This window comes from Mesorhizobium sp. dw_380 (assembly GCF_018588885.1).
In the GTDB taxonomy this organism is placed as follows: Bacteria; Pseudomonadota; Alphaproteobacteria; order Rhizobiales; family Rhizobiaceae; genus Mesorhizobium.
On record NZ_JAFFIW010000004.1, the window covers coordinates 284,523 to 295,572 of the forward strand.

Sequence of the window (11,050 nt, forward strand, 5' to 3'; positions counted from 1 at the left end):
GGGGCTGCTGACATGGTTCTGTCAGCAGCCTGCTGCCGCACCGCGGCGATAAAGGGCTCGTTGCGCGCTACAGCAGGATCTTGCGGACGAGCCTGAGACTGACCAGCGCCATGTAGGCGCCGAAGAACAGGCCGAGCGACCAGCCGAAACCGGACGGACCGAACGCATCCATACCGATGCCGATCGCCTGCGGGCCAAGCACCATGCCGACGCCATAGCACAGCACGAAGGCGGCGTTGGCTGACGCCAGTTCATGGCCGGAAAGCTGCGAGCCGAGATGGGCAAGGCCGATCGTGTACATGGCGGCGACCACGCCACCCCAGACGAAAAGCAGAGCGGCCATCAGGTGCCAGTTCGCCGCAAAGAAGGGCATGAATGCCGTGCCGGCGAGGCCGACTGTGGCGCAGGCAAGCAGCAGATAGCGGCGATCGCTGACGCGGTCACTGATCATGCCGATCGGGATCTGCAGCAGCACGTTGCCAAGTCCGATCATGGTGAGCAGCAATGCGGCGTCGGCTTCGGAATAGCCGATGCGGTTGCCGTAGATAGGGAACAGCGCGAAACCGCCGGTTTCGACCGCACCGAACACCAGCACGGCGGCGGTCGCCGACGGCACCAGCCAGATGTAGCGCAGGAAATTGCTGGTCTCGCCATCCGCTACAATGGTGGGGCTTTCGTTGCGCGCGGCCAGCACCGGTATAGCAGCCAGCGCCACCAGTGCGATGATGACGCCGAACGGCCTGAAGCCGGAACTGCCGAGATGGGCAAACAGCCACGGCCCTGCGGCAAAACCGAGCGACAGGACGGTGGCATAGATGCCGAGGACAAGGCCGCGCCGGTGCGGCGGCGCCGAGGTGCTGATCCAGAATTCCGACAGGATGAACAGTACGGTCAGCGCTATGTGGAGCACGATGCGCAGCGGGAACCACATCCAGAAGTCGGGTGCGAAATGGAAGCCGACGAAGGCTAGCGCACCGGCGGCGATCATGGCGATCATGGTCCAGGCCACGCCGAAGCGCATGGCGAGCGGCGTGGCGAGCGGCGCACCGGCGATCGAGGCCAGGCCGGCGACCGCCGTGTTGAGGCCGATCATCGAGGCCGAATGCCCGCGTGTCTCCAGGATGACGCTGAGCAGCGGCATGCCGAGGCCGATCGCAATGCCGACGACGCTGATCGACGAGATCGCCGCGACCATCGGCAACCAGTGTACGCATTCGTCGCCCTGTTGTTGGGTATCGACCGTCATGGGATGTCTGAGTACTCGATGTTTTACAAAATTTCGCGGGTGAAGCGATTGCGGATCAGCCGGTAGAAGGGCACGGGGCTGCCCGGACGCAACTGCGGATCGTGGGCGAGACGCTTTTCGAGCTCGTCCAGGATCATACGGGTGATGTCGGGAATGTCGGCTTCCCTTGCCTTGGCAAGCGGCAGCCAGACCAGTTCCTCAAGTTCGTTGGTCGGGCCTCCGCCGGGCAGTTCGACGGCGACGTCGCTGCGCCAGGCGCTGAAGAAGCGGGTGTCGAAGCGGCGCACCCGGTTGGGCGGAGTGATGGCCCGCGCGATGAAGCGCAGCATGTCCAGCGAGGGCTGCACGCCGTGATCGGCGAAGCCTTGCCAGTCGCGCCTCGCGGTGGCGAAGGCACCCTTGCGGCCGATCAGCAGCCCCGCCTCCTCATAGGTCTCGCGGATCGCCGACAGCGCGATGGCGCGGGCTCGCGCGGCGCTGGTCCGGCCGGGGCCGGCAACGAGCTTTGCTTCCTGTTCCGGGTGCAGGGGGGCGGCGATCGGGATGCGGCTGTCGGCGGGGTCGGTACGGCCTCCGGGGAAGACGAATTTCCCAGGCATGAAGGCGTGGCCGGCGTGACGGCGGCCCATCAGCACCTGCACCTCATCGCCCTTGTGGTCGAGAAGGATCAGGGTCGCCGCGTCGCGTGGGCGCATGGGCCGATCGCTATGAGCGACCATGCTCCGCTCGATCCTGTCGACTTCCGCCTTGGTCATACCATCCATGCGCTGGACCTAGCGGAAACTTCTTGCATGTGAAAGTGGCCTTGACGATTGGCATATTGCGCCAGCCAGCACCTCAGGCCCCGGGATGCGGCTCTACTACATCCTTTTCGCCACCGAATCCGTGCATATAGAATGCCCATTGCAGTCCGATGACGGCGCCTTTGACAGGCTGCAGCAGCGCAACCGACAAAATGATGGTCAGGGGCACCCAGATCAGGATGTGTTGCCAGGTGGACAAGGTCGACGTCGCTTCCACAGCCATGAAGGCACCGAGAACGATGTGGCCGACTATGACGATGACCAGGTAGGCCGGCAGGTCGTCGGCGCGATGGTGATGCATCTCCTCGCCGCAGACGCTGCAGGTCTCGACGGTCTTGGTGAAGCCGCGGAACAGCTTGCCTTCACCGCAATTCGGGCATCGGCCCAGCAGGCCGCGCTTCATCGCCGTCCACAAGGGGCGGGCAATGCGGCCCGTGTGATGTTCGCCGCCAAAAGCCTGTTGTTCCATCATCGTCTCCTGCCGCGCGAACCCGGTCGCGATTGCGACGCACGGGCGCGGCCCTTAGCCTTGTGAAACGACCTGACAGAGCCTGGCAGGGGCTTCGGGTCGGTCAACATCTCGAAGCGCATCGCGCCGGCCATCGGCGCCACCTCGACGAGCCGGACCTCGACGCGGTCAGCCAGTTGATAGCCTTTGCCCGAGCGTTCTCCGAACAGGGAGCGGGCGGTTTCGTCGTATATATAGTAGTCGCCGCCCAGAGTTGACACCGGGATGAAACCATCGGCGCCATATTGCGGCAATTGGACAAAGAGTCCTGATTTGGTGACGCCGGAGATGCGGGCGTCGAAGCGGTCGTCGATGCGCTCGGCGAGGTAGGCGGCGATCAGTCGGTCAACCGTGTCTCGCTCGGCCGCCATGGCGCGCCGTTCGGTGCCGGAGATGAGCACCGCGACGTCTTCAAGCCGAGCCTCCTCGTCCTGCGTCAGCCCGCCCGGACCGAGGCCAAGGGCGCCGATAAGCCCGCGATGGACGATCAGGTCAGCGTAGCGGCGGATCGGCGAGGTGAAATGCGCGTAGCGCCTCAGATTGAGGCCGAAATGACCGATATTCCCAGGCGAATATTCGGCCTGGCTTTGCGAACGCAGCACCACTTCGTTGACCAACCCCTCATTATCGGCGCCACGCACACGCTCCAGAATGCCGTTGAACTGGCTGGGCCGCATCTGCGCGCCGCGCGCCAGCGATAGGCCAAGCGTCTGCAGGAATTCGCGCAGCGATTCCTGCTTGGCGAGCGACGGCGCGTCATGGATGCGGTAGACCAGCGCCTGCTTCCTCGCCTCCAGCGACTCGGCGGCGGCGACATTGGCCTGGATCATGAATTCTTCGATCAGTTTGTGGGCATCGAGCCGCTCCGGCACGGTGACGCGGTCGACCGTGCCATCCGGCTTGAGCAGGATCTTGCGCTCCGGCAGGTCGAGCTCGAGCGGCTGGCGGCCATCGCGTCCGCGCTTGAGGATCGCATAGGCATCCCACAGCGGCTTCAGCACCGTGTCCAGGATCGGGCTGGTCTTGTCGTCCGGCACGCCGTCGATCGCCGCCTGCGCCTGCGGGTAGGCGAGCTTCGCCGCCGACTTCATCATGATGCGATGGAAGGAATGCCTGATCTTGTGGCCATCGGCGGAGAAGGTCATGCGCACCGCCAGCGCCGGCCGATCCTGGCCCTCGCGCAGCGAACAGAGATCGTTGGAAATACGCTCCGGCAGCATCGGCACGACGCGATCCGGAAAATAGACCGAATTGCCGCGCTTCAGCGCTTCGCGGTCAAGCGCGGTGCCATAGCGGACATAGGCTGCGACATCGGCGATCGCGACGGTGGCGATCATGCCGCCCGGGTTCTTCTCGTCGAGGTCGGGCGTGGCGAAGACGGCGTCGTCATGGTCCTTGGCGTCGGCCGGATCGATGGTGACCAGCGGCAGGTCGCGCCAGTCCTCGCGATGGTCAAGCGTCGCTGGTTTGACGGCCTCGGATTCGGCGATGACATCGGCCGGGAAAATGTGCGGAATGTCGTGCGCATGGATGGCGATCATCGAGACCGCCTTCTCGCTGGTCAACGAACCCACCACGTTGAGCACTTTGGCGTGGGGCAGACCGTAGCGCGAGGCGCGCGCTGGCTCGACCTCGACCAGGTCGCCGTTTCTGGCGCCGTTCTGGAATTCCTTGTCGACGATCAGTTCGGGCTGACGACGTTCCACCGGCTCGATGCGAAAGGTGCCGTCCTGGAGCACGCGAAAGACGCCGAGAACCGCTTCGCTGCGTTTCTCGAAGATCTTCATCACCCGGCCGGTATAGGCGGGGCCACCCAGGGCGACATTGGTCTCGTCGGCAGGAAAAGTCTTGGCCAGCACGCGGTCGCCGATGCCAGGCGCCGGGCCACTGCCACTGCGCGAAAGGCGGATGGAAACAATGGGTGGCGGACCGTTGGGGCCGTGTTCGGTGGGGCGCGCCAGCAGCACGCCATCGGCGTCACGGTCGAAAATATCGAGGACCGCGACATGGGGCAGGGCACCGACGCGGGCCAGCCGCTTGCGCTCCTTGGTCAGGACACCCTCATCCTGCAGGTCGCGCAGCAGATCCTTCAGCCAGATGCGGTCGTTGCCGCGCAGTGCGAATGCCTTGGCGATATCGCGTTTTCCCGCGTGGTCGGGATTTTCGGCTATGTAGCGCAGGATTTCGTCGCGGGACGGCCGGTAGTCGTCCTTGACCTTGGCCCTGGTGTCGGCGGTGCGCGGATCGCCGTGCTTTCTTCCGGTCGTCCTGCGCGCCACGCCGTCCTACCCTTTTTTCTTCGCGGCCGACTTTTTGGCCGCTGTTTTCTTGGCCGCTGGGGTCTTGGCCGCTGCCGCCGCCTTGCGGAACGGCTTCTTGCCGCCGCCGCCCTTGGCTTCCTTCTCGGCAATCAGCGCTAGCGCATCTTCGATGGTCACCGATTGCGGATCCTTGCCCTTGGGCAGCGTGGCATTGACCTTGCCGAAATTGACGTAAGGCCCGTATTTGCCGTCGCGCACGACGATCTTACCACCGCCATCCGGATGATCGCCAAGCTCCTTCAGGGCTGCCGGCGTGCCGCCATTGCGGCCGCCTTTGCCCTTCGACTGCTTCTCGGCAATCACCGTGACGGCGCGGTTGAGGCCGATCGAGAACACATCCTCGATGCTGTCGAGATTGGCGTAGGTGCCATCATGCAGCACGAACGGGCCGTAACGGCCGAGCCCGGCCGAGATCATCTTGCCGGATTCGGGATGTTTTCCCACGTCGCGTGGCAGCCCCAGCAAGGCGAGCGCCTTCTCGTGGTCGATGGATTCCGGCGTCCAGCCCTTGGGCAGGCTCGAACGCTTGGCTTCCTTGCCGTCGCCGCGCTGGATGTAGGGGCCGAAGCGGCCGCTGCGCAGGGTGATTTCCTCCGCCGTGTAGGGGTCCTTGCCGAGCACCTTGGTGCCGTCATCGCCGCCGCCATTCTCCCCGTTGGGATTGGCGGCGTCGCCGAGCTGGCGGGTGAAGGAGCATTCCGGATAATTCGAGCAGCCGACGAAGGCGCCGAACTTGCCGAGCTTCAGCGACAGATTGCCGGTGCCGCATTTCGGGCAGATGCGCGGGTTCGAACCATCCTCGCGCGCGGGGAACACCAGCGGCGCCAGTTCCTCGTTGAGCGCATCGAGCACGTCGGTGACGCGCAGTTCCTTGATGTCGGCGACGGCGCCGGAAAAATCCTTCCAGAAATCGCGCAGCACGTCCTTCCAGGCGAGCTTACCGTCGGAAATCTCGTCGAGCTTTTCCTCGAGCGAGGCGGTGAAGTCGTATTCGACATAGCGCTCGAAGAAGCTTTCCAGGAATGCCGATAGCAGGCGACCCTTGGCCTGCGGCACCAGCCGGCGCTTGTCGATGGTGACGTAATCGCGGTCCTCGAGCGTCTTCAGGATAGCGGTGTAGGTCGAGGGGCGGCCGATGCCGAGCTCTTCCAGCTTCTTGATCAACGTCGCCTCGGAATAGCGCGGCGGCGGCTCGGTCGTGTGCTGGGTGGCATTGATCGCCTTGCGGGCAAGCTGCTCGCCGGCGCGGATTTCCGGCAGACGACGGTTTTCCTCGTCTTCCGCATCGTCTTCCTTCTGATCGGTGTAGGCGGCGATGAAACCGTCGAAACGGACGACCGAACCGATGGCGCGGAGTTCGGCGGTGCGGGCGCCGTTGACTGCCTCGATCTCGACGGTGGTGCGCTCGATTTCGGCCGGCTGCATCTGGCTGGCGATAGCGCGCTTCCAGATCAGTTCATAGAGCCGCGCCTGGTCGGCATCGAGATATTGCCTGACCGATGCCGGGGTGCGCATGAAATCCGTCGGACGGATCGCTTCGTGCGCCTCCTGGGCGTTCTTGGCCTTGGCGGTGTATTGGCGCGGCTTTTCGGGCAGGTACTTTGGGCCGAATTCCTTGGCGATGGCGTCACGGGCACCCGAGATCGCCTCCGGTGCCATCTGCACGCCGTCGGTTCGCATATAGGTGATCAGACCGGCGGTCTCGCCGCCAATGTCCATGCCCTCATAGAGTCGCTGCGCCACCTGCATGGTGCGGGTGGCCGAAAAACCGAGGCCCGACGAGGCGGCCTGCTGGAGCGTCGAAGTTGTGAAGGGCGGGCCTGGATTGCGCTTGGTGGGCTTGGCTTCGACTGACAGCGCCTTGAAGATCGCGCCCTCGAGCATTGCCTTGATGTCGTCGGCCTGCGCCTTGTTGGCGATGTCGAGCTTCTGCAGCCTCTTGCGCTCGAACGCGGTCAGCCGCGCTTCGAAGGTCTCGTTGCGCGGCGTGCCGAGGATTGCGGCGATCTGCCAGTATTCCTCGCGGATGAAGCGTTCGATTTCGGATTCGCGGTCGCAGACCAGACGCAATGCCACGGATTGAACGCGGCCGGCGGAGCGGGCGCCGGGCAATTTGCGCCACAGCACGGGCGACAGCGTGAAGCCGACGAGATAGTCCAGCGCCCGGCGTGCCAGATAGGCATCGACCAGCGGCGCATCGATCTGGCGCGGATTGGCCATGGCTTCCAGCACCGACGACTTGGTGATGGCATTGAAGACGACGCGGCTGACCGGCTTGTCCTTCAGCGCGCGTTTCTGCTTCAGCACTTCCAGCACGTGCCAGGATATGGCCTCGCCCTCGCGATCCGGGTCGGTGGCGAGGATCAGGCCGTCGGCATCCTTGACCGCCTTGGCGATGTCGGCGAGCCGCTTGCCCGAGGCGGTGTCAACCGCCCAGGACATGGCGAAATCTTCATCCGGACGCACCGAGCCGTCCTTGGCCGGCAAATCGCGGACATGGCCGAACGAGGCCAGAACCTTGTAGTTCCTGCCGAGGTATTTGTTGATTGTCTTCGCTTTGGCCGGCGATTCGACGACGACGACGTCCATGAGGTCTCTTATCTGCTGTGATGCGCCAGAAGAATTCCGCTGCGCGCGACGAAATCTCGTTTCTGTTTGTCGCTCACATGGCCGCGCTTTTGCATCCGGTCAAGGGGAAGCGCCCCAAATTGCGAGGCCGCCGGCAGCAATACACTCTTAGAGTGTATGGAGAAGATCACAGAATTTCGATCAGGGGAGATGATGACCGCCAGGCGACGAAACGACCGCCTTCTTTCAGGTGAGTCGAGGAATTGCGTTGCGTGCCGGACCCTGGCCGTGCCACGCAGCGCAAAAAAGCTGGCCGCCATTGCCTGAAGGGCGCCGGCGGCCAGCTGATGTCCCGCCAGCGGGCAGGAAGGAGGCTCAATCAATCGGCCTTGACGACGTGCCAGACGCCGCCGACACCGTCACCGCTCATGTCGCCAGCCTTCTTGTCCTTGATGAAGGTGTAGACCGGCTTGCCGTCATAGGCCCACATCTTGGTGCCGTCGGTGCGTTTGACAACGCTCCATTCGTGGTCCCCCTTGGCGCCGGCCGCGGCCTTGAGCGGCGGCCAGTTGGCGGCGCATTTGTCGTAGCAGTTCGACTCCCCCTTGCTGTCCTTGTCATAAGTGTAAAGCGTCATGCCCTTGGCGTCGGTGTAGATCTTGGTGCCACCGACATCGGCTTCCTTCCACGCCTCGGCGGCGAAGGATGCGGCGGTGCTGAGCAGCAGTGCGGCCAGCCCTGTGGCTATCGTTTTCATGGAAATCTCCCTGGCTGATATGCGGAGACGCACGGGAAACCGCGGCCTCGTTATGTCAACGCCGTGCAAAGGTGCTTTCTTCCCGGCCGCGATGACTTGCCACACGATGGTGATTGGCGGACAAACCCGCCTGCCGTTATATCGTCGCCAAACGGTCGGAGCTCAGGGAATGGCATTGGACATCGGCTATGTCAGCGCGGTCGGGGCGGGCGCCATCTCGTTCCTGTCGCCTTGCGTGCTGCCGCTGGTGCCGCCCTATCTCTGCTACATGGCCGGCGTCTCGGTCGATGATTTTCGCGGCAATGCCGGCGTGACGGCACGTGAAGGCATACGCGGCGCGCTGCTTTATTCCTCTATCGCCTTCGTGCTCGGTTTCTCGACCGTGTTCGTGGCGCTCGGTGCCGGCGCATCGACCATCGGCCGGCTGCTGCGCGTCTGGCAGGAGCCGCTGGCGATGGGCGCCGGCGTGCTGATCATCCTGATGGGCTTGAATTTCCTCGGCATCCTGCGCATCCCGCTGTTGTCGCGCGAGGCCCGCTTCCAGTCGCAGGGCAAGCCCGCAAGCGTCGTTGCCGCCTATGTCATGGGACTGGCCTTCGCCTTCGGCTGGACGCCGTGCATCGGCCCGGTGCTGGGGCCGATCCTGACGCTGGCCGGTGGCCGTGAAACCGTGGGCGAGGGCGCGCTGCTGCTGGCCGCCTATTCGCTCGGCCTCGGCATCCCGTTCCTGATCGCCGCCTTGTTCTCCGGCGCCTTCATGCGCTTCCTCAGCAAATTCCGCGTCCATCTCGGCCGCGTCGAAAAGGCCATCGGCGCGCTGCTGGTCGTCGCCGGCGTGTTTTTCCTGACCGGTGGCGTTCAGGCGGTGTCCTACTGGCTGCTGGAGAATTTTCCGGTGCTGGGGCGACTGGGGTAGGCGTCACGGCGCAGCATTGCATGTGTAAGATTGGGCTGTGGACCCGCTGATTAAGAGTCAACTGCTCCGGCCCATCTCACCGGAATTTAACCGCATTGGTGCAGCATGGCGCCACTGCTAGCATGATTTGATTCCCAACGCTTTTCATATGGTTGTCCATCCATGAGCCAGAGATCCTGCCTGTCCGTCATTCTCGCCGCCGGCGAAGGCACGCGCATGAAGAGCGCGCTGCCGAAGGTGCTGCACCAGATCGCCGGGCTACCGATGGTCGCGCATGTGGTGAAGGCCGCTGAAGCCGCCGGTGCAAGCAGCGAGGCGATCGTCATCGGCCATGGCGCGGAAGAGATGCGCAAGGCGGTGACGAAGTTTGCACCGAAGACAGAGACCTTCGTGCAAGAAGAGCGCTTGGGTACGGCGCATGCCGTCCTTGCCGCGCGTGAAGCGATATCAAGGGGTTATGACGACATCCTTGTGATGTTCGGCGACACGCCGCTGATCGATGCCGAGGCTCTGACCCTCGCGCGGCTGAAACTCGCCGAAGGCGCGGCCGTCGCGGTGATCGGCTTCCGAACGCCCAATCCAAACGGTTATGGCAGGCTGGTCGAAAAAGGCGGCAAGCTGATCGCCATCCGCGAGGAAAAGGACTGCTCCGAGGCGGAGAAGAAGATCGGCTTCTGCAATGCCGGCATGATGGCGGTGGCCGGCGTCCATGCGCTGAAGCTGCTCGACGCGGTCGGCAACAAGAACGCCAAGGGCGAATATTATCTGACCGACATCGTCGAGATCGCGGGCGCGCAAGGCCTCGATGTCGTCGCCACCGAAGCCAGTTTCGAGAACGCGCTCGGCATCAACAACCGCGCCGAACTGGCGCAGGCCGAGGGCATCTGGCAGCAGCGTCGGCGCCAGGAGGCGATGCTGTCCGGCGTGACGCTGCTTGCGCCCGAGACGGTGTATTTCTCGTACGACACCGAAATTGGCGCCGACACGATCGTCGAGCCCAATGTCTGGTTCGGTCCGGGCGTGACGATCGCGAGCGGCGCCAAGATCCATGCCTTCAGCCATATTGAAGGCGCCACCATCGCTTCCAATTGCGATGTCGGGCCGTTCGCGCGGCTGCGGCCTGGCGCCGATCTCAGGCAGAAAGCCAAGGTCGGCAATTTCTGCGAGGTCAAGCAGGCTGTCATCGAGGAGGGCGCGAAGGTCAACCATCTGACCTATATCGGCGATGCCCGTGTGGGAGCGGGCGCCAATATCGGCGCCGGCACCATCACCTGCAATTATGATGGCTATCTGAAGCACTTCACCGATATCGGCGAGGGCGCCTTCATCGGCTCGAATTCTTCCCTGGTGGCACCCGTCACGATCGGCAACGGCGGCTACATCGCTTCCGGCAGCGTCATCACCGAAAGCGTGCCGGACGATGCGCTGGCCTTCGGCCGTGCTCGCCAGAAGACCATCCCCGGCAAGGGCAAGGAATTGCGCGAGCGCTTTGCCTCGGCCGCGGCTGCGAAGAAAAAGGCAGCCAACGCCGACCATTAGCGATTGGTCGGCGGATTTGCTCCTTGTCGAAGCAATCGAAAAACCGAACGATTGCAGTAACCGGATTGCAAGAGCGGTCTGTCATGGTGCATGCGTGCAGGAGCGTCCGTTACAGCGGACGAAATGCAATGTGACTTCCGCGGCAGGCCGGCCATCCCTAAATAGCGCTGGTTTTCCATGGGGAATCGGGGACTGTCTGCATGTGCGGTATCGTTGGAATCATCGGCCATTCGCAGGTTGCGCCGCTCATCGTCGATGCACTGAAGCGGCTCGAATATCGCGGCTATGACTCGGCCGGCGTCGCCACCATCGAGAAGGGCGAGCTTGGCCGCCGCCGCGCCGAGGGCAAGCTGGTCAATCTGGAGCGCCGGCTCAGGGACGAGCCGCTCGAG

At 63.9% G+C, this 11,050-nt stretch carries 9 protein-coding genes and 1 pseudogene; 3 read left to right on the top strand and 7 right to left on the bottom strand.

What is annotated here, in order from left to right; genetic code table 11:
* Window positions 1-67: 67 nt before the first annotated feature.
* The 7 genes from JT360_RS06225 to JT360_RS06255 form a co-directional block, all read right to left on the bottom strand.
* Window positions 68-1,246, bottom strand: coding sequence for an MFS transporter (locus JT360_RS06225; RefSeq protein WP_214470729.1), 1,179 nt, complete (start codon window positions 1,244-1,246; stop codon window positions 68-70).
* Window positions 1,247-1,269: 23 nt separating this feature from the next.
* Window positions 1,270-2,010: an NUDIX hydrolase gene (locus JT360_RS06230; protein WP_214470730.1), complete on the bottom strand. Its 741-nt coding sequence runs from the start codon at window positions 2,008-2,010 to the stop codon at window positions 1,270-1,272.
* Window positions 2,011-2,083: 73 nt separating this feature from the next.
* Window positions 2,084-2,518, bottom strand: a complete 435-nt coding sequence (locus JT360_RS06235; protein ID WP_214470731.1) for a DUF983 domain-containing protein — start codon at window positions 2,516-2,518, stop codon at window positions 2,084-2,086.
* Window positions 2,518-4,836, bottom strand: coding sequence for a ribonuclease R (rnr, locus tag JT360_RS06240; protein ID WP_214470732.1), 2,319 nt, complete (start codon window positions 4,834-4,836; stop codon window positions 2,518-2,520). Before rnr ends, JT360_RS06235 begins: the two co-directional genes overlap by 1 nt.
* 6 nt (window positions 4,837-4,842) lie before the next feature.
* Window positions 4,843-7,467 (bottom strand): type I DNA topoisomerase, encoded by a 2,625-nt coding sequence (topA, locus tag JT360_RS06245; protein ID WP_214470733.1) that lies wholly within the window; start codon window positions 7,465-7,467, stop codon window positions 4,843-4,845.
* 8 nt (window positions 7,468-7,475) lie between these two features.
* Window positions 7,476-7,829, bottom strand: coding sequence for a hypothetical protein (locus tag JT360_RS06250; protein WP_214470734.1), 354 nt, complete (start codon window positions 7,827-7,829; stop codon window positions 7,476-7,478).
* Window positions 7,826-8,203 (bottom strand): COG4315 family predicted lipoprotein, encoded by a 378-nt coding sequence (locus tag JT360_RS06255; RefSeq protein WP_214470735.1) that lies wholly within the window; start codon window positions 8,201-8,203, stop codon window positions 7,826-7,828. The genes JT360_RS06250 and JT360_RS06255 overlap by 4 nt, the downstream gene beginning before the upstream one ends.
* Window positions 8,204-8,372: 169 nt before the next feature.
* Between JT360_RS06255 and JT360_RS06260 the strand changes: the two genes are divergently transcribed.
* The 3 genes and pseudogenes from JT360_RS06260 to JT360_RS06270 form a co-directional block, all read left to right on the top strand.
* On the top strand, window positions 8,373-9,119 hold the full coding sequence (locus JT360_RS06260; protein ID WP_214470736.1) for a cytochrome c biogenesis CcdA family protein: 747 nt from the start codon (window positions 8,373-8,375) through the stop codon (window positions 9,117-9,119).
* Between the two features lie 162 nt (window positions 9,120-9,281).
* Window positions 9,282-10,658: a bifunctional UDP-N-acetylglucosamine diphosphorylase/glucosamine-1-phosphate N-acetyltransferase GlmU gene (gene glmU, locus JT360_RS06265; protein WP_214470737.1), complete on the top strand. Its 1,377-nt coding sequence runs from the start codon at window positions 9,282-9,284 to the stop codon at window positions 10,656-10,658.
* A 200-nt stretch (window positions 10,659-10,858) separates the two neighbouring features.
* Window positions 10,859-11,050 (top strand): annotated as a pseudogene (locus tag JT360_RS06270) (glutamine--fructose-6-phosphate transaminase (isomerizing)); the annotation flags it as partial.

Bases quoted from the DNA above. Each gene is read 5' to 3' on its own strand.
- glmU (WP_214470737.1), top strand. From the start codon at position 9,282: ATGAGCCAGAGATCCTGCCTGTCCGTCATTCTCGCCGCCGGCGAAGGC.
- JT360_RS06230 (WP_214470730.1), bottom strand. From the start codon at position 2,010: ATGGATGGTATGACCAAGGCGGAAGTCGACAGGATCGAGCGGAGCATG.
- JT360_RS06255 (WP_214470735.1), bottom strand. From the start codon at position 8,203: ATGAAAACGATAGCCACAGGGCTGGCCGCACTGCTGCTCAGCACCGCC.
- JT360_RS06225 (WP_214470729.1), bottom strand. From the start codon at position 1,246: ATGACGGTCGATACCCAACAACAGGGCGACGAATGCGTACACTGGTTG.
- topA (WP_214470733.1), bottom strand. From the start codon at position 7,467: ATGGACGTCGTCGTCGTCGAATCGCCGGCCAAAGCGAAGACAATCAAC.
- JT360_RS06260 (WP_214470736.1), top strand. From the start codon at position 8,373: ATGGCATTGGACATCGGCTATGTCAGCGCGGTCGGGGCGGGCGCCATC.
- JT360_RS06235 (WP_214470731.1), bottom strand. From the start codon at position 2,518: ATGGAACAACAGGCTTTTGGCGGCGAACATCACACGGGCCGCATTGCC.